Origin of the sequence: Mycobacterium sp. pR1184, from assembly GCF_041287235.1 — a bacterium.
GTDB lineage: Bacteria > Actinomycetota > Actinomycetes > Mycobacteriales > Mycobacteriaceae > Mycobacterium.
Genome location: NZ_JBGGKR010000010.1, coordinates 104,102 through 126,259, shown reverse-complemented (window position 1 = coordinate 126,259; position 22,158 = coordinate 104,102). Strand labels below are relative to the sequence as shown.

At 67.7% G+C, this 22,158-nt stretch carries 22 protein-coding genes and 1 pseudogene; 11 read left to right on the top strand and 12 right to left on the bottom strand.

Annotation, left to right across the window (positions count from 1 at the left end; genetic code table 11):
- The first annotated feature begins 128 nt into the window (after positions 1–128).
- The 3 genes from ACAG21_RS18590 (at position 129) to ACAG21_RS18580 (ending at position 4,899) form a co-directional block, all read left to right on the top strand.
- Positions 129–1,136: a PirG gene (locus ACAG21_RS18590; protein WP_370497727.1), complete on the top strand. Its 1,008-nt coding sequence runs from the start codon at positions 129–131 to the stop codon at positions 1,134–1,136.
- A gap of 146 nt (positions 1,137–1,282) precedes the next feature.
- Positions 1,283–2,938, top strand: a complete 1,656-nt coding sequence (locus tag ACAG21_RS18585; RefSeq protein WP_370497826.1) for an N-acetylmuramoyl-L-alanine amidase — start codon at positions 1,283–1,285, stop codon at positions 2,936–2,938.
- A 35-nt stretch (positions 2,939–2,973) separates the two neighbouring features.
- Entirely contained in the window at positions 2,974–4,899 is a 1,926-nt protein-coding gene (locus tag ACAG21_RS18580) for an alanine racemase (protein WP_370497726.1), read from the top strand.
- Between the two features lie 11 nt (positions 4,900–4,910).
- Here ACAG21_RS18580 and ACAG21_RS18575 read toward each other — a convergent pair whose 3' ends face one another.
- From ACAG21_RS18575 to ACAG21_RS18545, 7 genes are all read right to left on the bottom strand, one after another.
- The gene (locus ACAG21_RS18575; protein WP_370497725.1) at positions 4,911–5,378 is read right to left on the bottom strand and encodes a DUF350 domain-containing protein; all 468 of its coding nucleotides are present in this window, start codon (positions 5,376–5,378) and stop codon (positions 4,911–4,913) included.
- A gap of 32 nt (positions 5,379–5,410) precedes the next feature.
- Positions 5,411–6,577, bottom strand: coding sequence for a glutathionylspermidine synthase family protein (locus ACAG21_RS18570; RefSeq protein ID WP_370497724.1), 1,167 nt, complete (start codon positions 6,575–6,577; stop codon positions 5,411–5,413).
- Positions 6,574–7,266, bottom strand: coding sequence for a hypothetical protein (locus ACAG21_RS18565; protein ID WP_370497723.1), 693 nt, complete (start codon positions 7,264–7,266; stop codon positions 6,574–6,576). The genes ACAG21_RS18570 and ACAG21_RS18565 overlap by 4 nt, the downstream gene beginning before the upstream one ends.
- Before the next feature lie 100 nt (positions 7,267–7,366).
- Entirely contained in the window at positions 7,367–8,194 is an 828-nt protein-coding gene (locus ACAG21_RS18560) for an HAD family hydrolase (RefSeq protein WP_370497722.1), read from the bottom strand.
- A gap of 45 nt (positions 8,195–8,239) precedes the next feature.
- Entirely contained in the window at positions 8,240–9,025 is a 786-nt protein-coding gene (locus tag ACAG21_RS18555) for a lysophospholipid acyltransferase family protein (RefSeq protein ID WP_370497721.1), read from the bottom strand.
- 21 nt (positions 9,026–9,046) lie between these two features.
- Positions 9,047–9,796: a lysophospholipid acyltransferase family protein gene (locus ACAG21_RS18550; protein WP_370497720.1), complete on the bottom strand. Its 750-nt coding sequence runs from the start codon at positions 9,794–9,796 to the stop codon at positions 9,047–9,049.
- A 6-nt stretch (positions 9,797–9,802) separates the two neighbouring features.
- The gene (locus tag ACAG21_RS18545) at positions 9,803–10,570 is read right to left on the bottom strand and encodes a 1-acyl-sn-glycerol-3-phosphate acyltransferase (protein WP_342930813.1); all 768 of its coding nucleotides are present in this window, start codon (positions 10,568–10,570) and stop codon (positions 9,803–9,805) included.
- A gap of 60 nt (positions 10,571–10,630) precedes the next feature.
- Between ACAG21_RS18545 and ACAG21_RS18540 the strand changes: the two genes are divergently transcribed.
- The 3 genes from ACAG21_RS18540 to ACAG21_RS18530 all read left to right on the top strand — a co-directional run bounded on the left by ACAG21_RS18540 (position 10,631) and on the right by ACAG21_RS18530 (position 13,312).
- Positions 10,631–11,356, top strand: coding sequence for a phosphotransferase (locus ACAG21_RS18540; RefSeq protein WP_370497719.1), 726 nt, complete (start codon positions 10,631–10,633; stop codon positions 11,354–11,356).
- Between the two features lie 79 nt (positions 11,357–11,435).
- Entirely contained in the window at positions 11,436–12,986 is a 1,551-nt protein-coding gene (locus ACAG21_RS18535) for a Rieske 2Fe-2S domain-containing protein (RefSeq protein WP_370497718.1), read from the top strand.
- Positions 12,983–13,312 (top strand): hypothetical protein, encoded by a 330-nt coding sequence (locus ACAG21_RS18530; RefSeq protein ID WP_370497717.1) that lies wholly within the window; start codon positions 12,983–12,985, stop codon positions 13,310–13,312. The genes ACAG21_RS18535 and ACAG21_RS18530 overlap by 4 nt, the downstream gene beginning before the upstream one ends.
- Here ACAG21_RS18530 and ACAG21_RS18525 read toward each other — a convergent pair.
- Positions 13,309–14,865, bottom strand: coding sequence for a phytoene desaturase family protein (locus tag ACAG21_RS18525; protein ID WP_370497716.1), 1,557 nt, complete (start codon positions 14,863–14,865; stop codon positions 13,309–13,311). The two genes, ACAG21_RS18530 and ACAG21_RS18525, sit on opposite strands and share 4 nt — an antisense overlap.
- 49 nt (positions 14,866–14,914) lie before the next feature.
- A complete protein-coding gene (locus ACAG21_RS18520; protein WP_370497715.1) occupies positions 14,915–15,562 on the bottom strand; it encodes a TetR/AcrR family transcriptional regulator in 648 nt (215 codons plus the stop codon).
- 88 nt (positions 15,563–15,650) lie between these two features.
- On the opposite strand from ACAG21_RS18520, the gene ACAG21_RS18515 reads away from it, so the two are divergent.
- Positions 15,651–16,136, top strand: a complete 486-nt coding sequence (locus tag ACAG21_RS18515) for a DUF2834 domain-containing protein (protein WP_370497714.1) — start codon at positions 15,651–15,653, stop codon at positions 16,134–16,136.
- Positions 16,137–16,252: 116 nt separating this feature from the next.
- On the opposite strand, the gene serS is transcribed toward ACAG21_RS18515, so the two are convergent.
- Positions 16,253–17,506: a serine--tRNA ligase gene (serS, locus tag ACAG21_RS18510; protein WP_370497713.1), complete on the bottom strand. Its 1,254-nt coding sequence runs from the start codon at positions 17,504–17,506 to the stop codon at positions 16,253–16,255.
- Positions 17,507–17,627: 121 nt separating this feature from the next.
- Between serS and ACAG21_RS18505 the strand changes: the two genes are divergently transcribed.
- The 3 genes and pseudogenes from ACAG21_RS18505 (at position 17,628) to ACAG21_RS18495 (ending at position 19,604) form a co-directional block, all read left to right on the top strand.
- Positions 17,628–18,995, top strand: coding sequence for a septum formation family protein (locus ACAG21_RS18505; protein ID WP_370497712.1), 1,368 nt, complete (start codon positions 17,628–17,630; stop codon positions 18,993–18,995).
- A 4-nt stretch (positions 18,996–18,999) separates the two neighbouring features.
- A pseudogene (locus tag ACAG21_RS18500) lies at positions 19,000–19,416 on the top strand (metallopeptidase family protein).
- Complete coding sequence (locus ACAG21_RS18495; RefSeq protein WP_090597839.1) at positions 19,413–19,604, top strand: hypothetical protein; 192 nt, start codon at positions 19,413–19,415, stop codon at positions 19,602–19,604. Before ACAG21_RS18500 ends, ACAG21_RS18495 begins: the two are co-directional and overlap by 4 nt.
- Here the strand turns inward: ACAG21_RS18495 and ACAG21_RS18490 are convergent, their stop codons facing one another.
- The gene (locus tag ACAG21_RS18490; protein WP_370497711.1) at positions 19,605–20,291 is read right to left on the bottom strand and encodes a histidine phosphatase family protein; all 687 of its coding nucleotides are present in this window, start codon (positions 20,289–20,291) and stop codon (positions 19,605–19,607) included.
- A 3-nt stretch (positions 20,292–20,294) separates the two neighbouring features.
- Entirely contained in the window at positions 20,295–21,260 is a 966-nt protein-coding gene (pheA, locus tag ACAG21_RS18485; RefSeq protein ID WP_370497710.1) for a prephenate dehydratase, read from the bottom strand.
- 93 nt (positions 21,261–21,353) lie between these two features.
- On the opposite strand from pheA, the gene ACAG21_RS18480 reads away from it, so the two are divergent.
- Positions 21,354–22,142, top strand: a complete 789-nt coding sequence (locus ACAG21_RS18480; RefSeq protein WP_370497709.1) for a DUF2470 domain-containing protein — start codon at positions 21,354–21,356, stop codon at positions 22,140–22,142.
- Positions 22,143–22,158 lie beyond the last annotated feature (16 nt).

Sequence of the window (22,158 nt, the reverse complement as noted above, 5' to 3'; positions counted from 1 at the left end):
ATACCTCACGATTCAATATCGCCACTCTAGTAACAGCTTTCTCACTCGTACCATCGAATCTGTGTGGTTCCCACCGGATACGGACCGGCGGGATCTTCCGACACAACCGATGAATTGAGGAGACTTCCGTGCCGAACCGACGCCGTCGCAAGCTCTCGACAGCCATGAGCGCGGTCGCCGCCCTGGCAGTGGCGAGTCCATGCGCTTACTTCCTTGTTTACGAATCGACCGCCAGCGGTAAGCCGGTCGAGCACCACGACTTCAAGCAGGCAGCGGTCATGACCGACCTGCCCGGCGAGTTGGTGGGCGCGCTGACTCAGGGTCTGTCCCAGTTCGGGGTCAACCTGCCGCCGATTCCCGCCCTGGGCGGTGCCGGCACCGGGACGACGGGCCTCGGGACGACGGGGCTGACCAGCCCCGGCCTGGGCACTCCGGGCCTCGGGACCACCGGTCTGACCAGCCCGGGCCTCACCAGCCCTGGTCTCGGCACGCCGGGCCTGACTAGCCCGGGATTGACTAGCCCGGGGTTGACGAGTCCGGGGTTGACCAGCCCCGGCCTGACCAGCCCGGGTCTGACGCCCGGTGCCGCGCCCGGTGCGCTGACGCCGGGTGTGCCCGGCACGCCGACCACTCCCGGTATGCCGACGATGCCTGGTGCCGGGCTGAACCCGGCGCTGGCCAACCCCGGGCTGACCAGCCCGGCCGGGCTGACTCCCGGTGGCCTGGGCGCTCCCAACGAGGTGCCGATCAGCGCGCCAATGGACCCGGGTGCCGACGGCACCTACCCAATCCTCGGTGACCCGTCCACCCTGGGTGGCGGTTCACCGGTCGGCGGTGCCAGCACCGGCAGCAGCGGCGGTGGCGGTCTCGTCAACGACGTGATGCAAGCCGCCAACCAGCTCGGTGCCGGTCAGGCCATCGACCTGCTCAAGGGCCTGGTGATGCCGGCCATCATGCAGGCTCAGGGCGGCGCGGCCGGTGCACTGCCGGGTGCGGCGGGTGCACTGCCGGGTGCGGCGGGTGCCCTCCCCGGTGCCGCTGGTGCCCTGCCGGGTGCGGCTGCGGCGCTGCCGGGTGCCGCGGGTGCCCTGCCGGGCGCGGCTGCGGCGCTGCCGCCGGCGCTGCCTCCCGTCTAGAACTTCGGGGGTCCTGTCACCTGACGGCACCGCAGAGTTACCAATCCTCTGCGGTGCCGTCGAACAGTTTGAGGACCGGTTTGGACACGCGGAAAAACGTGTCGCCTCATAAATAACACCAGAAACACACGTAACATCAGCTGGTGTTGTCTCGTCACCGTCCGCCCACGATGTTGCTGACCGCCATCGCGGCGACGGTTGTCCTGGTCTCGGCGGTCGCGGACCTCACCCGCGACCACAGCGCCCCGCCCGCCGCTCGGCCGACCCACGACACCAAGCTCGCCGAGCAGCCACTGGTCGGGCTCGGCGGCGGCGTCACGGTCCGCGAAGTCACCCAGGAGACGCCGTTTTCTCTGGTCGCGCTCACCGGTGACCTGGCCGGCACTTCGACCCGGGTGCGGGCTAAGCACCCCGACGGTTCGTGGGGGCCCTGGTACCAGACCGAGTACGAGACCGCGGCGCCGGACAACGGCCCACCGTCCGGCGAATCGGCCCCGCCGCCGGGACCGACCGAGGGCCCCCGCAGCACCGATCCGGTGTTCGTCGGCACCACGACGACCGTCCAGATCGCGGTCACCCGCCCGCTCGACGCCGCGGTAACCGTGGCGGCACCATCGGCCGCACCGGTCAACGATCTGGGCTACCGCCCCGCCTCGCGGGAACAGCCGTTCGGGCAGAACATCTCCGCGATCCTCATCTCCCCGCCGCAGGCACCCGCCAAGGCACAGTGGACGCCGCCGGCCGGAGTCGTGATGCCCGGCCAGGCGCCGCCCATCATCAGCCGGGAGGAATGGGGCGCCGACGAATCACTGCGCTGCGGTAGTCCGCAGTACGACAACGGGATTCGCGCGGCCGTCATCCATCACACGGCGGGCAGCAACGACTACTCGCCGCTCGAATCAGCGGGCATCGTCAAGGCCATTTACACCTACCACAGCAAGACGTTGGGCTGGTGCGACATCGCGTACAACGCGCTGGTCGACAAGTACGGCCAGGTGTTCGAAGGCAGCGCCGGCGGTCTCACCAAGGCCGTCGAGGGCTTCCACACCGGCGGCTTCAACCGCAACACCTGGGGTGTCGCGATGATCGGCAACTTCGACGACCTGCCGCCGACGCCACTGCAGCTTCGCTCGGTCGGCCGGCTGCTGGGCTGGCGCCTCGGACTGGACGGCGTCGACCCGAAGGGCACGGTGACATTGGAGTCCGCGGGCAGCCACTACACCACCTACCCGGCCGGCGCCGTTGCGACGCTGCCGACCATCTTCACCCACCGCGACGTCGGCAACACCGACTGCCCCGGCAACGCCGCCTACGCCCTGATGGACGAAATCCGGGATATCGCATCTCATTTCAACGACCCGCCGGAGGAATTGATCAAGGCGCTGCAGGGCGGCGCGATCTACCAGCACTGGCTGGAGCTGGGCGGGATGAACAGCGTGCTGGGCGCGCCCACCTCGCCGGAGGACGACGCCGAGGGCGGTGCCCGCTACTCCACCTTCGCCAGGGGCGCGATGTACTGGTCGCCGGCGACCGGAGCGCAACCCGTCACCGGTGCGATCTATGACGCCTGGGCCGCACAGAGCTACGAACGCGGCCCGCTCGGCTTGCCGACCAGCGCCGAAATCCAAGAGCCGCTGCGGATCACGCAGAACTTCCAGCATGGCACGCTGAACTACAACCGCCTCACCGGCGACATCAACCAGATCCTCGACGGGATCACCACACAGCTGTCAGGACAGGCCCCCAGCGCCCCGGCCGTTCCGCCGGAACACTTCTCGCTGCCGGCACATCCGGACGCCTGACTGCGGGCGCCGACGCGCGTACTAGTCTGCGACCTGTGCCCGAGACGCCGTACCTGAGCATCGATCTTTCTCGGGTGCGCAAGAACTTCCAGGCGATGCGCGCCGCGTTTCCGCAGGCGCAGATCCGTTACGCGGTCAAGGCGAACCCCGCCGAACCGATCCTGCGCCTGCTGGCCGCCCACGGCTGCGCGTTCGATGTCGCATCGGTCGGCGAGATTGACACGTGCGGCTCCGCCGGGATCGACGGCAGCCTGCTCACGTTCGGGAACCCGGTCAAGAAACCCGCCGACGTCGCCCGGGCACATGCGCGCGGGGTGCGGCGGTTCGCGTTCGACACCGAACCAGGACTCGAGGCCATCGCCGAACGCGCGCCGGCCGCAGCGGTGGAATGCCGTATCGCGCCCGACTTTCCGTCATCGGTGACGCCGTTCGGCCACAAGTTCGGCTGCGCCCCGGACGCCGCGGCCGAATTGCTGAACCGGGCCGCGCGGCTGGGACTCCGCCCCGAGGGGGTGTGCTTTCACGTCGGGTCGCAGCAACTTGACCCGGTGGCGTGGGAGGTCGGAATACGGTGTGCTGCAGCTATTTTCGACAGCATGGGCGAAATCGGCACGGTCAACATCGGGGGCGGTTACCCGCTGGCATACGCGAGCGGCGCACCGGACCTCGACGTAATCGCCGAGGCCGTTTACGCGGCACTGGACCGCCACTTCGGCGCGAACCCGCCGCAGCTGGCTATCGAACCCGGCCGGGCGATCGCGGGTTCGGCGGGCACGATCAGCTGCGAGGTGGTGGCGGTGCGCACCGGCACCGACGCAAGGCGCTGGGTGTACCTGGACATCGGCCGCTACGGCGGTCTCGCCGAGACCGAAAACGAGTACATCCGGTACCGCCTGCGCACCGGCCGGGATGGTGATCCTTTCGGCGATGCGGTAATCGCGGGTCCGACCTGCGACGGCGACGATGTGCTCTACCAGAGCTATCCGCTTCCGGTCACCCTGAGTCCCGGTGACCGCGTCGAGATCGCCGACGCCGGCGCGTACACCGCGAGCTATTCCTCGGTGCAATTCAATGGGTTCCCTTGGCTGCCAACATATTTCGACGAGCCTTCGGACAACCGGTGGGAGGTCGCCGAACCGCTGGCGCCGGGGCTGACCCGCATCTGGGAGCTCGCCGAGGTCATCTGCGACGTCGACACCGAATTCCAGAACCTGGTGATCGGCCGCACCCGGCAAGGTGTGTCGTTGTTCAGCGACGGCGAGCGTCAGAGCACCGAGCTCAGTCAGCTCGTCTACCACGAGGCGCTACTGGTACCGGCGCTGCTGCTGGCCGGCCGGATCGAGCGCGTGCTCGTCATCGGCTCGGGCGAGGGCGTGGTCAGCCAGCAAGCCGTGGCGGCGGGCGCCACCCACGTCGATCATGTCGACATCGATCGCGAGGCCGTGCGGATGTGCGCGCGACACCTGCCCTACGGCTACACGGTGGACGAACTACTCAGAGCGGAAACAGGTTCCGGCCCGGTTGCCATGCACTATTGCGACGGTTGGGAATTCGTCGACCGCGTCACCACGCAATACGACGTCGTGGTGATCGATCTTCCCGACGAACGCACCGAAGCGGTCCAGCACAACCGGCTCTACGGCACCGAGTTCCTGCGACGCTGCGCGAGCATCGGCAGGGTGATCGTCGCCCAGGCCGGCTGTCCTACCCTGTGGCGCAACGAATCGCTACACGTGTCGTGGCGACGATTCCGCGAAACCTTCGCAACCGTCGTCTATTTCGGTAGCGACGAACATGAATGGGCGTTTCTCTCCGGGCTGACCGAAGCCTGCGACCATCCCGTCGCAACGATGTCGGCGCGCTTGCCGAAGCTGCCCTACCGACCCAAGACCATCGATGCGGACACCCTCACCGCGTCCACCGTGCCGCCAAAGAGCTTGCGGGACACCGATTTCGGCTAGACGGGCTGCCGTCAGAGGATCGCGACGGCCACCACGATGCCCAGTGCCACCTGCGCGGCGGCCACCATCAGCGCCTCATAGTTGAACTCGTCGGAGTTGAACAACTCGTCCATGTCGATGCCGATCACCATGGTCGCGATCCGCATCATCACCACCTGGGCGACGATGCCCACCAGCCCGAAGACCGCCGATCCCACCAGGCCTTCGGCCAGTTTTCCGGACGACGAGTAGATCGCCAGCACCACGATCAACGCCATGCTGACCATGCCGGCCGCGGACACGATGATCGCGTTCGGCTTTCCGGCGTTGACCATCTTGCGCAGCGGACCCGGCGTGGTGAGGTCGATGGCGTAGAACCCGACCAGCATCAGGATCAGTCCGACGATCGCGTACAAGATGATGGCGCCGGCGCCACGGCCGAGCACCGCCCAATAGCCGTGGTCCCAATAGCCCGAATTCAGCGCCACGATGTTTGTCATCGACGATCAACTCCGTTCAGTTGCTCAGAAGTTCACTTCTGGGGGATCCGGTGTGGGACAAAGGCTGCGCCGTCGTCGGTGATCAGGCCCGCGGTCTCGCGGATGCCGAGGCCCGCGGCCGTATCGCCGACGATCCAGGCGCCCAGCGCGGGCCGCATGTCGTCGAATTCCGGTAGCGGGTCCAGCAATTGATAGACGTATCCCTCTTCGCCGTAGACACCGCCCGTCGCGGTCTGCATGCCGGCGCCGACGACGGTGATATTCGCACCTTCGCGCCCCAGCTTGGGTTTACGCACGTATTCGGTCAGCTCGTGCGGATCGTCGATGTAGGCGGGCAACAAGTTCGGGTGGCCCGGATACATCTCCCACAAGATGCCGAGGATCGCCTTGTTCGACAACAACGTCTTCCACAGCGGTTCGATCCACGCGGTCTGGGGCAGGCTGGACACCACGTTCTTGCCGAACTCGTCGTCGAGCACCCACTCCCACGGGTAGAGCTTGAAGACCGCGTGGATCGGTGACTCTTCGAGGTCGACGAAGCGCTGCAGCGCGGAGTCCCAGCCGATGTCCTCGATCGTCAGGCCGACGGTCGCAAAACCCGCCTCCGCGGCGGTTTCCTGCATGTAGGTGGTCGTGATCTGGTCCTCGCCGGTGGCCTCCATGCCCGACCAGCTCAGGTGGAGCTCGTCGTTGGGCAGCAGATCGCGCAGCTGCTTCCACCGGTCGACCAGCTGTTCGTGCAAGGAGTTCCACTGGTCGTCGCCGGGGAAGCAGTCCTTGAGCCAATACCATTGCAGGATAGCGGCTTCCAGTAGCGTCGTCGGCGTATCGGCGTTGTACTCGAGCAGCACCGCCGGCCGTCGCCCGTCGTAGCGTAAGTCGAAGCGGCCGTAAACATGTGGGTCCGACCGCCGCCACGACTCGGCAATCGGTTGCCAACTCCATTCCGGCAGACCGAATTCCGCGTAGCGCTCCATCAGCACCACCTGCTCGACGGCGTTCAGGCACATCGAGTGCAGCAGCTCGACATCGGCTTCCAGCGCCAGGATCTCGTCCATCTCGAACTCGTAATACACCGATTCGTCCCAGTACGGGCGGTCCCGGCCCCTGGCGTCACGCGCGGGCGTCCCATACACCAAGCCTTGCGATTCGACGATCGTCTGCCAGTTCGGCCGCGGTCGCTGCCGAGCGCGCTTCACGAGCCGCTGCTCTTGCCGGGCGACGAGCCGCCCAGGCCGCCGCGCGAAATGCTGCTCCCCGACTTGGTGGTGATGTTGGCGCCCTTGGGCGCGGTCGTCGACCCGCCGCTGGGTCGCGAGCCCACCGAGCCCGAACTGCCGTAGTAGTAACGGTATTGGTGCCCGCCGTAGAAGAAGAAGCCGTTGAGTCCCTCGGTGTGACCGGTGCAGTAACTGTCCGGCACGATCACCGGCTGACCGCTCGGATCGTCCTGGACGCACTGGGCGGTGACGGTCGCCGGCTCCGACAACATCCAATATCCAAGGCCGGCGACCAGGCCCACCACGCCCACGGCGGCCGCGGCGCCCATCAACACCCGGCGCTGGTGGCGGCGCTTCTCCTCGGCGGCCAACCGAGCCTCTTCCAGCTCCTTCTGCTTCTTTTCGTACTTGGCCCGGGCGCGCTGTTCGGCCGGCGTGGGCGGGCGTGGCTTCGTCGTCGACGCGTCCTGGAACTCCATGCTGCCGCCGGACGGGAATCGTCCGGAGCCGTCCTCGTCAGCGGCTTGCTCGGCCTCGTCGCTGCCGGTGAGCTTTTCCGGCTCCGGCTTGTCGCCGCCCTCCGGCTTACCGCCGGCCTCGGCGTCCACGTCTTCGGCGTTGTCGTCGACGGGCTCACCGCCGTTCGGCGGTTCGGCTTGCGACCCCACTACGACACCTGACGAGGGGTAACGGGCCGGAAGGCGGGCACGCGGGCAGTCTGCCACATTTGCTGATGCTTCGGCAGAGATCAGACCCGGCGCGGCCGGGCTATCCCCACCATCGTTCCAGCACGCGTCCGACGCCGTCGTCGCTGTTGCGCGCGGTGACCTCGTTGGCGGCGGCAAGCACTTCGGGGTGGGCATTGCCCATGGCCACGCCGTGACCGGCCCACCGCAGCATCGGCAGGTCGTTGGGCATGTCACCGAACGCCACCACTTCGTCGCTGACGATCTCCAGCGGCCGGGCGATCTCCTCGATGCCGGTGGCCTTGCTGATTCCCAGCGGCACCACCTCCACCAGGCCGTTATTGGTGGAGTAGGTGATGTCGCCCTCGACGCCGACGTGCTTGGCCAGCTCGGCGGCCATGTCCGCGCTGCGGGCACCGGCCTTGCGGATCAACAGTTTGATGGCCGGCGCGCTGAGCAGGTCTTCGATCGACACCTCGGTGTTGTCCGGATTCAGCCACGCGTGCTCATAGCCCGGCGAGCTGACGAACTGCGGGGTCGCCGTGTCGTGGGCGCTGCGGCCTATCCGCTCCACCGCCAGGCCCGCACCCGGTATCACCCGGGTCGCGAGCTCGGCCAATTCGGCCAGGGTGTCGACGGGCAACGTGCGCGTCGATATCACGCGGTCGGTGGCCGGGTCGTAGATGACGGCGCCGTTGGCGCACACGGCCATCGGCGCGAAGCCCAGCTCGTCGACGATGGGACGAATCCAGCGCGGCGGGCGACCGGTAGCCACAATGAATTTGGCGCCGGCGGCCACGGCGGCGCGCACCGCCGCACGAGTACGCGGGGTGATGGTTTCGTCGTCGTCGAACAGGGTGCCGTCGACGTCGCAGGCAATAAGCGCCGGCCGCGATGTCAGCGCCGTCATTGAGCCGTCACTCAGGCGATCCGCCCGTCGCGCAGGTCGTCCTCGTCAATGCCGTCCGCTTTGCTGCTCGCCCGGCCGGGTAACGCCGTCGGTCCCGTACTTCAGGGCCCGCTGCTGCAGTTCGACCAGCCGGATCTGCTGAGAGTCATCGCGGTTCGGTGCGCCGCCGCCGAGGCGCTGCGGCACCCAGAACTCGCCCGGCGGATGCGGATACTCCTCCTGCACCCGGTAGAGCAACTCGTTCATCGCCCGGCGCAGCGTCGCGTTGAGTTGCTCGACGGAGCCGTGCGGAGCAATCGGGCGCCCGGCCGACACCGTGATCGGAATCTTGTTGCGGAACACCTTCTTTGGATGATCCTTCGGCCAAATGCGGTGTGCGCCCCAGACAATCAGCGGAACGATCGGCACCTGCGCGTCCAACGCCATGCGCGCGGCACCGGACTTGAATTCCCGCAGTTCGAAACTGCGGCTGATGGTGGCCTCGGGGTGCATCCCGATCAGTTCGCCCGCCCGCAATCGCTGCACCGCCGTCGCGAAGGCGTCCTGCCCGTTGCGGCGGTCCACCGGAATGAGCCGGGCGTGCTTGATCACGTAGTCGACGGCCTTCACGTCGGCCATCTCGGCCTTGATCATGAAATACATCCGCCGGCCCCGTTCCCGCGCGGCGAACAACGACGGGAGCCAGTCCAGGTAGCTGGTGTGGTTCTGCGCGATCAGCGCCGGGCCGCGTTGCGGGATGTTCTCCAGACCGTGGAACGTGAACTTGGTCCCGTTCATCGCGACGAGCGGGGGAACGATCAACTCGCCGAACCGGTAAAACCCCTCTGCCATGTCTTCTCCTCCGCAGTAAGGCTACTGGCGCGGCGTGCGGTTCGCCGCACGCGCCGCGGCCTCGTCAGCCTCGATCTGCGCCGCCTCGGCCATCGTCGGCGCCCCGCCGCCCAGGCGGTGCGGGACCCAGAACTCCCCGGCCGGGTGCGGATATTGCTGCTGCGCCTCGTAGAGCAGCGTGGTCATCGCCTCGCGCAGCGCGTCGTCGGTCTGGGCGATGTCGTCGTCGGCGTGCAAGGGCGGTCCGACCCGCACGGTGATCGGCACTTTGTGGCGGCCGATACTGCGGGGATGATCCTTGGTCCAGATCCGGTGTGCGCCCCAGACGATGACGGGAATGATCGGGACGGCGGCTTCGCGGGCCATCCGGGCCGCACCCGTCTTGAACTCCTTGAGTTCGAAACTGCGGCTGATGGTGGCCTCGGGATACACCCCGACCAGCTCCCCCTCGCGGAGCCGCTGCACGGCCACCGTGTAGGCACCCGACCCGGCGTTTCGGTCCACCGGAATGGTTTGGGTGCGCCTGATGAGGAAGTTGACCACCTTCACCTGCTGCATCTCGGCCTTGATCATGAACCGCAACCGACGGCGGCGCCGGCGCATGGCCAGCCCGGCCGGGAGCCAGTCGACGTAGCTGGTGTGGTTGATGGCGACCACCGCACCCCCGCGCTCGGGGATGTTCTCGACCCCGCCGTAGCTGATCCTGGTGCCCGAGGCGAATACTCCCAACTGGGACAGGATCTCCAACGTGCGATAGGTCGGCTCCACCATCGGCCGCTACTCCGGCGCCCCCGCGGCTTGGGCCCGCCGCGCCGCCCGCGCGGCCGCCTCCTCGGCGTCCATCCGAGCGGCTTCAGCCAGGGATGGGGCGCCGCCGCCCAACCGTCGCGGCACCCAGAACTCACCGGCCGGATGCGGTCCGTACTGCTCCTGCGCCCGTTCCAGCAGGTGCTGCATGCGCGAGTGCAGCAGCCCACGCAGCTCCGGCACGCCCAGCGTCGGTTCGATCGGCTCGCCGACCAGCACCGTGATCGGCACCTTCGGGCGAAGGAGCTTCTTCGGGTGGCCCTTGGTCCAGATCCGCTGCGCACCCCAGACGATGTGCGGAACGATCGGTACCCCGGCCTCCACGGCCATTCGCGCGGCACCGCTCTTGCATTCCTTGATCTCGAAACTGCGGCTGATCGTCGCTTCGGGGTAGACGCCGACCAGCTCGCCGTCCTTGAGGTTGCGCACGGCCGCCTCGTAGGACGCGGCGCCATCCTGCCGATCCACCGGAATGTGGCGCAGGCTGCGCATGATGGGACCGGTGATCTTGTCGTCGAACACCTCTTGCTTGGCCATGAACCGCACTTTGCGGCCGAGTCCCTGTTCATACGCCGGCAGCCCAGCGAACGTGAAGTCGAGGTAACCGGTGTGGTTGATCGCGATCACCGCGCCACCACTGGTCGGTAGGTTCTCGACGCCGGAGACCGTGATCTTCAGGCCCTGGAGACGCCAGACCAGGCGAGCAAGCGCAATGACAGTCCCGTATACCGGTTCCACAGGTTGTCAGCCTAGTGCGCCCGACTGTGAGCCGCCTGAAGTGGTGAAAAGAGGTGACGCGTGAGCTTCCCGTCGTCGCCGCCGCCGGTGCCCGCGATCGTCGCTTACCTCGCCGCCGGCCGGCCGGTACGTGCGGTTTGGGTGAACGAAGAAAACGGGGTGACCTTCCGGCTCGGCCGGGCCGATTCCGGCCCGGAATTCGTCAAGACAGCTAACGCGGGCGGCACCGGCTTCGCCGCCGAAGCGCGCCGACTGCGCTGGGCGGCGCGGTACGTGGCGGTGCCGCAGGTGCTCGGATTCGGGGTCGACGACGACCGCGCCTGGCTGCACACCCGCGGGCTGGCGGGACTGTCCGCGGTGCACCCACGGTGGCTGGCGGCCCCGGAGGTGGCGGTGCGCGCGATCGGTGCCGGGCTGCGCGAATTGCACGACCGATTGCCGACGGCCGCATGCCCTTTCGAATGGTCGGCGGACGGTCGGCTGGCCGCCCTGCCCCCGGCCGGTCGCAGGCGCGTCGGCGAACCCCCGCCGGTCGATCGATTGGTGGTCTGCCACGGTGACGCGTGCGCACCCAACACCCTGATCGACGACGGCGGCCGCTGTTGCGGTCACGTCGACATCGGCCACCTCGGGGTGGCGGATCGCTGGGCCGACCTGGCGGTCGCGACGCTCTCACTGGGCTGGAACTATCCCGGCCGGAATTGGGAGTCCGAATTCTTCACCGCCTATGGCGTCGAGCCCGACCCGGCGCGCATCGACTATTACCGGCGGCTGTGGCAGCACTAGACCCAACCTGCGATACCACCTCAGAGCGCACCTCGCGCTAAGCTCGAAGCGATTCGACAGAACCATTCGAAAGGCATTTGTGCAGGTCACGAGCGTCGGCCACGCCGGATTTCTGATCCAAACCCGGGCGGGCAGCATTCTGTGCGATCCCTGGGTCAATCCGGCCTACTTCGCGTCATGGTTCCCGTTCCCGGACAACACCGCACTGGACTGGGACAGCCTCGGCGACTGCGACTACCTGTATGTCTCACACCTGCACAAGGACCACTTCGACGCGAACCTCCTGCGTGATCACGTCAACAAGGACGCGGTGGTGCTGTTGCCCGACTTCCCCGTGCCGGACCTTCGAAATGAACTGCAGGAAATAGGTTTTCACCGGTTCTTCGAGACCACCGACTCGGTCAAGCACCACCTCGGCGGACCCAAGGGCGACCTGGACGTCATGGTCGTCGCGCTGCGGGCACCCGCCGACGGGCCGATCGGCGATTCAGCCCTGGTCGTGTCCGACGGCGAGACAACGCTTTTCAACATGAACGACGCCCGCCCGGTCGATCTGGACATGCTGGCGACCGAGTTCGGGCATATCGACGTCCACCTGCTGCAGTATTCCGGGGCGATCTGGTATCCGATGGTCTACGACATGCCGGCCCGGGCCAAGGCATCGTTCGGTACCCAGAAGCGGCAGCGCCAAATGGATCGCGCACGCCAGTACATCGCGCAGGTGGGTGCGACCTGGGTGGTGCCGTCCGCGGGACCGCCCTGCTTTTTGGACCCCGAGTTGCGCCACCTCAACGACGACCACGGCGACCCGGCCAACATCTTTCCGGACCAACTGGTGTTCTTGGACCAGATGCGCCGCCACGGGCACGATCGCGGCCTGCTGATGATCCCCGGGTCCGTCGCGGATTTCACTGGCAGGTCGCTGAATTCGCTACAGCATCCGCTGCCCGACGACGACGTGGAAGCCATCTTCACCACGGGCAAGGCGGCCTACATCGCCGACTACGCCGAGCGGATGGCCCCGGTGTTGGCCGCCGAGCGGGGCGGCTGGGCACCCGCGGCCGGCGAGCCGCTGCTGGAACCGCTGCGCGCACTGTTCGAGCCGATCATGCTGCAGAGCGACGAGATCTGCGACGGCATCGGCTACCCGGTCGAGCTGGTGATCGGCTCGGAGACGGTGGTCCTCGACTTCCCGAAACGGATTGTCCGAGAACGCATTGCGCATGAGAAGTTCCGCTACGGCTTTGCGATCGCCCCCGAGTTGGTGCGCACCGTGCTGCGCGATCGGGAACCGGACTGGGTCAACACCATCTTCTTGTCCACGCGTTTCCGGGCGTGGCGGGTCGGTGGCTACAACGAATACCTGTACACCTTTTTCAAGTGCCTGACCGACGAACGCATCGCCTACGCCGACGGCTGGTTCGCCGAAACGCACGACGACTCCGCGTCGATCACCATGGACGGCTGGGAGATTGCGCGCCGCTGCCCCCACCTCAAGGCCGACCTGTCGAAATTCGGTGTGATCGAGGGCGACACCCTCACCTGTAATCTGCATGGCTGGCAGTGGCGGCTCGACAACGGCCGCTGCCTGACCACCCGCGGTCACGAGCTGCGGAGCCGCCGGGTATGACCGACACCTACGACGACGGCCTGGTGCAGCTGGACCGGGCCGCGATCACGTTGCGGCGCTACCACTTTCCGGATGGCACCTCGAAGATCATCGCACTGAACTCGATCCGCGCTTACAAATCCCAGCCGTTGGGCTGGTTCACGGCGCGGTTCACCCTGTGGGGCGGTACCGACCCGCGCTATTGGCTGCCGCTGGACGTGCAACGACCACTGCGGTCGACGCTGATCACCCTGGACATCCGCGCCCGGCCGAACCCCGCGTTCACACCGGCGCGCCCGGACGAATTCGTCGCCCTGCTCGACGAGTTGCTGGCCCGGACCGGCTAGCGGTCTTCGAGCGCCGCATGCGCGGCGTTGTAGCCGGGGGTGAAGGTGATCCCGGGTCCGCCGTGACAGCCCGCACTGCCCAGGTACAGGCCCTTGATCGGGATCGGTTGGCCGAGAAAGCCTCTCGGACCCGGCCGGTTGGGACCGATCTGGTTCGCGTTCAACAGGCCGTGGCAGTAGTCGCCGCCGGGGGCGCCGAACATCACCCCCATGTGCTTGGGCGTGAAGGTGGTGTGCCGGATGATGCTGCGCTCGAAATTCGGTGCGAGCCGGGTGATCTTGTCGATCACCCGCTGACCCATCTCGACCTTCGCCTGCCCGTAATCCACGTCACCCTCGATCGGGAAGAACAACGCGAAAGCCGAAGCGGCGTGTTTGCCGTCCGGCGCCAGGTCCGGGTCGTTCTGCGACGGGATCTGCAACACGACCGTCGGGTCGGCCGGAACGATGCCACGCCGGGCGTCCTCCCACTGCTGCTGGACTTCTTCCGGCGTGCAGAACAACCCGATGGAGGCCTGCATGGCGCGGTCGTTGAGCATCTCGTAGGGCGCCGCGAATTCGGGGGCCTCGTCCAGCGCGAAGTGCATCTGCAAGTAGCTGCCGCGGTGATCGATGCGCGCATAGCGTTCCCGGATATCGGCGGGCAACTCGGCGGGATCGATCATTTCGTTGAGGGTGACGTCCGGCGCGACGCCCGACACGACGATCGGGGCGCTGAACGTCTCCCCCGCCTCGGTGCGTACGCCGGTCACTTGTCCGTTGGCGACCAGAATGTCGGTCACCTTGGTCCGCAACCGCACTTCGCCGCCGTGGCTCTCGAACACCTCGCGCAGATGGGCGGTCAGTGCGCCGATGCCCCCGCGCAGCTTCTTCATCTGCATGGTGTCCCCTTCGGGAACGCCGAGCCCGAAGGCGAGCGCGGCAGCACTTCCGGGCGTGGACGGCCCGCGGTAGAGCGTGTTGACAGCCAGCACGGTCATCGAGCCGCGGATCGCGCCGAACTTCTCGCGGTCGGGCAGGTAGCGGTCCAGCACGTCGGTGACCGATCCGAACAGTATGTCGTCGATCGCTGAACGCTCGAATTCGTTTGTGGCACAGGCATACATCTCGTCGATACTCTTGGGCGGCGTCCCGGCTTCGAATCGGCCCAACGCGCGGCACGGCGCTTGAGCCCAGCCCATCAACCCCGCCATTCCGTTGACGGCCTCCGCCCCGTGCACCTCGTTGAGATGGGTGAACAGCTTGATCGGATCGCTGTACTGGATCAGCGGATCGTCGCCGACACCACGCACTGCCACCGACATCACATCCAGGTCGATCGTCGGCATGGCGTCCAGGCCCAGCTCGCGGACCACCTCGGACGACGTCGGGAACAGCACCGAACCGGCGATCTCGAACTGGTACCCGTCGAACAGCTCGACGGTGGACGCCATGCCGCCCGCGTAGAGCTTGGGGTCCAGGCACAGCGTGCGCAGTCCCGCCTTTTGCAGTAGCACGGCCGCAGTGAGCCCGTTGTGCCCTGCACCGATAACGATCGCGTCATAGTCAGTCATATGCCTGCCCTCCGGGAAGGAGGCTCGCACGGCCGCAAAGTTTTGTCAATTATGACGAAACTCGCCGCGCGGTCGCCGAGCTCCAGGAGTCGGTGATTCCCGCGCGCAGCGACTCCAGCGCCGCATGGCACAGCCGCGCCAGTTCGCCCAGCGACCGGTCGTCGCTCTCCATCCAGACCTCCATCGCGCCGAACACCGCGGCCGCGATGCACCGTGCGGTCACCGCGGTGCGCACCTGTTGGTCCACCGTCGGATGCGCGCTGCCGTTGGTCCCGCCGCTACGCCGTTGTAGTTGCGCCCCAATGGCATCGGCGAAGTCGGCCTGGACCTCCCGGATGTGCCGAACGATGCGCCCGGGGTCGAGTTCGTCCTGGCGCAGGGCGGCGATTTTGGTCACCGCGTCGACGTCATAGGGGAACGCGAAAACGGCCGACTGCACCGAATCGATGATCGCCTCGTCGGCCGGCCGGGCGTCCAGGGCCGCCCGAAACCAGTGCAGCCCGGTGTAGTCCGCGAAGAGCAAATCGTGCTTGGACGTGAAGTGCCGATAGAACGTGCGCAGCGATACCCCGGCGTCGGCGGCGATCTGTTCGGCCGAGGTGTCTTCCACGCCCTGGGCCAGGAATCGCACCACCGCGGCCTGCCGCAACGCATCGCGAGTGCGCTCGCTGCGTGCCGTCTGGGCGGGCCGAACCATTTCAGTAAGGTACCAAGACTTTGGCACTGTTATGCCGCTAGTTGTGTCAATCTTGACAAAACTTCGCGGCGGGGGTGAGACTGCGCCCATGGTCTCCCTCATCACCCACGCGGTACTCGGACTCGCGGTCATCATCTGGATCGTCAGGTCGAACTCGGCGGTCTTCGCCCGGCCTGCCGGCGGCGGATTCTTCTCTCCGATGGAAATCGTCTACTACGTCGTCGGGATCGCGTCGGTCGCGCTCGGCTGGTACTTCAACATCACCTACGTGGCGGAGTACTCGCACGGATCCACCAATCCGCTGTGGGGTGAACACGGCAGCTGGGCCGAATACATCAAGCTGATGTTCACCAACCCCGCGGCCAGCTCGGCCAGCCAGGACTACACGATCGCCAATGTCGTTCTGCTGCCGATCTTTACCATCGTGGACGGTTATCGTCGCGGCTATAAGCGCCCCTGGCTGTACTTCGTGTCCAGCCTGTTCACCAGCTTCGCGTTCGCGTTCGCGTTCTACTTCGCGACGATGGAACGGCAGCGCCGCCACGAACAGGAGCGCGCGACCGTCAACGCCTGAGTCGGTCACGCCCTAGCTGCCGGCGAGTCTGCACCCACGGCTTCGATTCCGCTCTGACGGCGGGCTTTTCAGCGAGCAGCTCGCACTGGGCGCAGTCTCGAAACGGCGCGGCACGCCTACGGCTCCAGCACCTCGGTCCCGACGAACGGCACCAACGCCGCGGGCACCCGCACGGTGCCGTCGGGCCGCTGGTGGTTCTCCAGAATGGACACCAGCCAGCGGGTGGTACCCAGCGTGCCGTTGAGTGTGGCCGCGATCTGCGGCTTGCCCCCCGCGTCGCGGTAGCGGGTGGCCAGCCGGCGCGCCTGGAACGTGGTGCAGTTCGACGTCGACGTCAGCTCGCGGTAGGTGTGCTGGGTGGGAACCCAGGCCTCGCAGTCGAACTTGCGCGCCGCCGACGACCCGAGATCGCCCGCGGCGACGTCGATCACCCGGTACGGCACCTCGATGCGCGCCAGCATCTCGCGCTGCCAGCCCAGCAGCCGCTGGTGTTCGGCCTCCGCCTCGTCGGGCGTGCAGTAGACGAAACCTTCGACCTTGTCGAACTGATGCACCCGGATGATGCCACGGGTGTCCTTGCCGTAGCTGCCCGCCTCGCGGCGGAAACACGACGACCAGCCCGCGTACCGCAGCGGGCCGCCGGACAGGTCGAGGATCTCGTTCCAGTGATAGCCCGCCAACGGCACCTCCGAGGTGCCCACCAGGTAGAGGTCGTCGGCTTCGATCCGGTAGATCTCGTCGGCGTGGGCGCCCAGGAATCCGGTGCCCGCCATCACCTCGGGTCGGACCAGCACCGGCGGGATCATCGGGACGAATCCGTTCTCCACGGCCAGCCGCAGCGCCAGCTGCAGCAGGCCGAGCTGCAACAGCGCGCCCTTGCCGGTCAGGAAGTAGAACCGCGAGCCGGACACCTTGGCGCCGCGCTGCATATCGATCAGACCCAGCGACTCGCCCAGCTCCAGGTGATCCTTCGGGTTCTCGATCGCCGGCGGCTCACCGACGACGTCGAGGACCGCGAAGTCGGCCTCCCCGCCCGCGGGCACCCCGTCGATGACGACGTTCGAGATCGCCATGTGGGCAGCGGTGAACGTCGTCTCCGCGTCGGCCTGGGCGGCCTCGGCGGCCTTCACCTCGTCGGCGAGCTCCTTGGCGCGCGCCAACAGCGCCGGGCGCTCCTCGGGCGACGCCGTGCCCACGCTCTTGCTGGCGGCCTTCTGATCGGCGCGCAGCGTGTCGGCCGTCGAGATCGCGGCCCGGCGGGCGGCGTCGGCCGTCAGCAGCGCGTCGACCAGCGCCGGATCCTCACCGCGGCTGAGTTGGGAGCGGCGCACGGCGTCGGGGTCTTCCCGGAGCAGCTTGAGGTCGATCACGGCGCAAGATTACTTTTGGCTCGGCACCCGCCGCGCGGGAGCACCCGGCAGGCCTAACCCCAGGACTCACATCTGTAACGTTTGTCACGTTCGCCCGGGCGTCCTGTCAGAATGGGAGGCGATGTCGGACACGCTCGAGACGGAAGTCGCCGCTCCCGGCCCGCCCGCCGCTGAGGCGAAGCAGCCGCCGGCGGGCTTCCAGTTGCCGCGAACCCTGCAGGCGACCGCGACCCGACGGGCGCTGCTCCTGTTCGCGCTCGGCGGGCTGTTGATCGCCGGCCTGGTAACCGCGCTGCCGGTCGGCGGCCCGGGGCAGGGCAGGCTTGCCGGCTACCTCGACAGCAATCCGGTACCCAGCACCGGAGCTAAGACCGATGCGGCCTTCAACCGCGCCAAGACCGGCGATTGCCTGATGTGGCCGGACGTCACGCCGGAATCCGCGAGCATCGTCAAGTGCACCGACGACCACAAGTTCGAGGTCGCCGAATCCATCGACATGCGCACCTTCCCCGGCTCGGAATACGGCCCCAACGCCGCCCCGCCGTCGCCGGCTCGCATCCAGCAGATCAGCCAGGAGCAGTGCGAAGCCGCGGTGCGCCGCTACCTCGGGCCCAAGTACGACCCCAACAGCAAATTCAGCGTCAGCCTGTTGTGGGCGGGTGACCGGGCGTGGCGTCAGTCCGGCGAGCGCCGCATGCTGTGCGGCCTGCAGATGCCCGGCGCGAACAACGAACAGGCCTCCTTCAAGGGCAAGGTCGCCGACGTCGACCAGTCCAAGGTGTGGCCCGCCGGCACCTGCCTGGGCATCGACTCGACCGCCAACCAGCCCATCGACGTCCCGGTCGACTGCAAGGCGCCGCACGCGATGGAGGTCACCGGCACGGTGAACCTGGCCGAGAAGTTCACCGGCCCGCTGCCGGCCGAGCCCGAACAGGACGGTTACATCAAGGACGCCTGCACCAAGATGACCGACGCGTATCTCGCACCGACCAAGCTGCGCACCACCACGTTGACGCTGATCTACCCGACCGTGGCGCTGCCGAGCTGGTCTGCGGGGAGCCGCGAGGTCGCCTGCAGCATCGGCGCCACCCTGGGCAACGGGGGCTGGGCCACCCTGGTCAACAGCGCCAAGGGTCAACTGCTGATCAACGGCATGGCCCCGGTGCCGCCGCCCGACATTCCCGAAGAGCGCCTCACGATGCCGCCGATGCCGCAGCTTCCGGTCCAGACGCCGGCCAGCCCGCCGCAGCAGTCCAACTCTGCGCCGGAGATGCCGCCGGGCAATCAGCACCTGCCGCAGCAGCAGCCGGTCGTGACGCAGCCCCGGGCGACCACCCAGGCCCCGGCCAGCCAAGCGCCGCAAGATGTTCCGGCGCCGCCGGCCGACAACGGTGCACCGCCGGCCGGTAACCAGGCCCCACCGCCGATGCCGGACGCGCCCCCACCGGGCGCACCGCCGGCCCCAGCCGAGCCGGCGCCGGCGGGTTAGCCGGGTGGCCGTGCGGATGGATCCGCAGCGGTTCGACGAACTGGTCTCCGACGCGCTCGATCTGATCCCCGCCCAGCTGGCCGCCGCGATGGACAACGTCGTCATCCTCGTGCAGGATCGTCACCCCGAGGAGCCCGAACTGCTGGGGCTCTACGAAGGGGTGGCGCTGACCGAGCGCGACTCCGACTACGGCGGATCGCTGCCGGACGCCATCACGATCTACCGCGAGGCACTGCTGGATATCTGCGACGCCGACGACGATGTCGTCGAGGAAGTGGCGATCACCGTGATCCACGAAATCGCCCACCATTTCGGTATCGACGACGACCGGCTGGAAGAACTGGGCTGGGGCTGAAAACGCCGATCTTCTCCGCGCGGCAGCGCGGATTTGTCGTCCCCTGGTGCTAGGAACGGCTTATGAGCGCAGAATGCCGCGACTGCCGGGCAGGCCTGGAACACTGCCACGGCACCATCATTCGCCACTCGCTGCGCCGTTCGGAGTGCACCGAGCCGGACTGCGTCAGCCCCGAGCTGCTGGCGCACACGTTCGTCATCGACTGCGACGCCGTCGGCTGCACCTGCACGGAATTGGTGGCGCTGGCGGTCTGATCAGCCCATGGGATCGGTGCCCGAGTGCACCGCGTCGGCGACGGGCGTCGCCTCCGGTTCGGGGTAGAACGGCGGCGTCAGGGTTCCCCACCGCACACAGCTCCACCGCCCATCGGTGATCGGGGCCAGTACCACCGACTCGGCATTGCCCAGATGGTTGTCCAGGGCGAAGCCGGCGTCCACTCCGGCGAGCACCGCCGATACCAGCCGGATCGCCGCGCCATGGCTGACGACCACGATGTCACCGGTCCACGCGTGGTCGTCGAGGTAGCGCAGGCGCAAGTCGGTCAGCACCGGCACATAACGGTCCAGCACCTCGTTGGCGGTTTCACCGCCGGGTAGCGGCACGTCGAGTTCGCCGTGCTGCCAGCGCTCGTAGATGGCGTTGAACTCCGCGACCGCCTCATCGTCGTTGCGGTTCTCCAGTTCGCCGACCTGTACCTCGTGTATCCCGGCGAATTCGCGCGGCGCGACGTCGACCTGAGTCCCGATCACCGCGGCCGTCTGCGACGCCCGGTTGGCCACCGAGTGCGCGAGCAGCGCCGGCCGCCCGGCCTCGAGTGCGAACGCCCGGGCCTGGTCGCGCCCGGTCGGCGTCAGATCCGTCCCGGGCGGCCGGGTGTCCAGCCGCCGTTCGACATTGCCGAAGGATTGGCCGTGCCGAAGCAGCACCAACCGACCACTCATCGTTTAAATCCCCCCGCCGGAAGCATCGGCCTGCTCAGGTTTGCCCTCCCGCAGCCGCGCCAGCCAGCGCGACGCCTCGTCCGGTGGTGGTGGCCCGATGCCCGTCGCCGAGCCCGTCGGCCAGGAGCCCAAATACCGCACATCCACACAACGACGGTGCAGCGCCTTGAGTGCCTCGGCGACGGCGTCGTCATCGATGTGGCCCGCGCAGTCGGCGAAGAACTGATAGGTACCGAGTTCGGTGCGGGTCGGCCGGGATTCGATGCGGGTCAGGTCGATGTCGCGGATGCCGAATTCGCCCAGCGCGGCGAGCAGCGCGCCCGGCGCATTCTCGATCCGCAACACCACCGAGGTGCGATCGGCGCCGGTGCGCACCGGCGGCGGCCCGGGCCGGCCCACCAAGACGAAGCGGGTCCGGGCGTTGGGCTCGTCGACCACGCCGTCGGCCAGCGACTCAAGCTTCCAGTGTGTAGCCGCCAGCGGTGAGGTGACCGCGGCGTCGGCCTCGCCCTTGGCCACCTGCCGCGCGGCGTCGGCGTTCGAGTACGCCGGGCGCAGTTCGACGGCAGGCAGGTTCGTCGCGAGCCAGCGGCGCACCTGGGCGGCGGCGACGGGAAAGGCCGCCAGCGTCTTGACGTCGTCGGTGCCGAGTTTTTTTCCAAGGCCCGGTTGGACCACGATGCTGAACGCCACGTCCAGCGTCGTCTCGGCGAAAATCTGCATCGGCGAGCCGTTCGCAAGGCTGTCCAATGTCGGCACCACCGTGCCGTCGATCGAGTTCTCGATCGGCACGCACGCGTAGTCCGTCTCCCCGTTACGCACCGCCTCCAGCGCCGCGGGCGTGCTGTCGATCGGTGTCCGCTGAACCGGGCCCAGCTGTTGGTCGGGGATCAGGCCGGCGGACATCATCTGCAAGAGCGCCGCCTCGGTGAAGGTCCCTTCGGGACCGAGGTAAGTGATGCCGACCACGGTGACAACCCTAGTGGCCTCAATCAAAAAGCGGCCTTGCTTCGCTCTGCGATCTAAGTTAACTTAGGCTTACCTAAGATAGCGAGGAGAACGATGTTACCGCTGACCAGCGCCGCGCCGACGACTGCCGAACGTATTCGCAGCGCCTGTGCCCGCGCCGGTGGTGCCCTGCTTGCGGTCGAGCGCGAGGACCCGGTGCCCACGCCGGTGCACCACCTGCTGCACGACGGATCCTTCGCGGTCGCACTTCCCCGCGACTGCACGGCCCATGACCGGGTCTGCGGCTCCCAGGCGCTGCTCGAGCTGACCGACTACGCACCGCTTCCGCTGCGCGAGCCGGTGCGTTCGCTGGTGTGGGTTCGCGGTCACCTGCGCCAGGTGCCGCCCAACGAGATCAACCCCACGCTCGATGCGATCGCCAGCGAGTGCCCGCATCCCGCGCTGCTGCAGGTCGATACGCCGAGATGCCTGCCGCCCTCCCCGGGCGAAGATCGCTACACCTTGCTGCGGCTCGAGGTCGCCTCGGTCGTGGTTACCGACGCCACCGGCGCCGAACCCGTCAACATCGGGGACTTGCTCGCGGCGAGGCCCGACCCATTCTGCGAGATCGAATCGAGCCTGCTGTGGCACCTGGACAAGGCCCATGGTGACGTCGTCGCCCGCCTGGTGTCCCGGTTGCCGGCGCCGTTGCGGCGCGGACACGTCCGCCCGCTGGGGCTGGACCGCTACGGGGTGCGGTTCCGTGTCGAAGGCGGCGACGGCGACGACCACGACATCCGGTTGCCGTTTCACAAGCCGGTGGATGACATGACCGGGCTGAGCCAGGCCATTCGCGTGCTGATGGGCTGCCCGTTCATCAACGGCTTGCGCGCCCGCCCCTAACCGGGCGCGCCACCCG

Excerpts from the sequence above, each read along its gene's own strand:
- ACAG21_RS18505 (WP_370497712.1), top strand. The coding sequence starts at position 17,628 with ATGTCGGACACGCTCGAGACGGAAGTCGCCGCTCCCGGCCCGCCCGCC.
- ACAG21_RS18525 (WP_370497716.1), bottom strand. The coding sequence starts at position 14,865 with ATGACTGACTATGACGCGATCGTTATCGGTGCAGGGCACAACGGGCTC.
- ACAG21_RS18480 (WP_370497709.1), top strand. The coding sequence starts at position 21,354 with ATGTTACCGCTGACCAGCGCCGCGCCGACGACTGCCGAACGTATTCGC.
- ACAG21_RS18560 (WP_370497722.1), bottom strand. The coding sequence starts at position 8,194 with ATGACGGCGCTGACATCGCGGCCGGCGCTTATTGCCTGCGACGTCGAC.
- ACAG21_RS18520 (WP_370497715.1), bottom strand. The coding sequence starts at position 15,562 with ATGGTTCGGCCCGCCCAGACGGCACGCAGCGAGCGCACTCGCGATGCG.
- ACAG21_RS18490 (WP_370497711.1), bottom strand. The coding sequence starts at position 20,291 with ATGAGTGGTCGGTTGGTGCTGCTTCGGCACGGCCAATCCTTCGGCAAT.
- ACAG21_RS18550 (WP_370497720.1), bottom strand. The coding sequence starts at position 9,796 with ATGGTGGAGCCGACCTATCGCACGTTGGAGATCCTGTCCCAGTTGGGA.
- ACAG21_RS18575 (WP_370497725.1), bottom strand. The coding sequence starts at position 5,378 with ATGACAAACATCGTGGCGCTGAATTCGGGCTATTGGGACCACGGCTAT.
- ACAG21_RS18515 (WP_370497714.1), top strand. The coding sequence starts at position 15,651 with ATGGTCTCCCTCATCACCCACGCGGTACTCGGACTCGCGGTCATCATC.
- ACAG21_RS18495 (WP_090597839.1), top strand. The coding sequence starts at position 19,413 with ATGAGCGCAGAATGCCGCGACTGCCGGGCAGGCCTGGAACACTGCCAC.
- ACAG21_RS18555 (WP_370497721.1), bottom strand. The coding sequence starts at position 9,025 with ATGGCAGAGGGGTTTTACCGGTTCGGCGAGTTGATCGTTCCCCCGCTC.
- ACAG21_RS18530 (WP_370497717.1), top strand. The coding sequence starts at position 12,983 with ATGACCGACACCTACGACGACGGCCTGGTGCAGCTGGACCGGGCCGCG.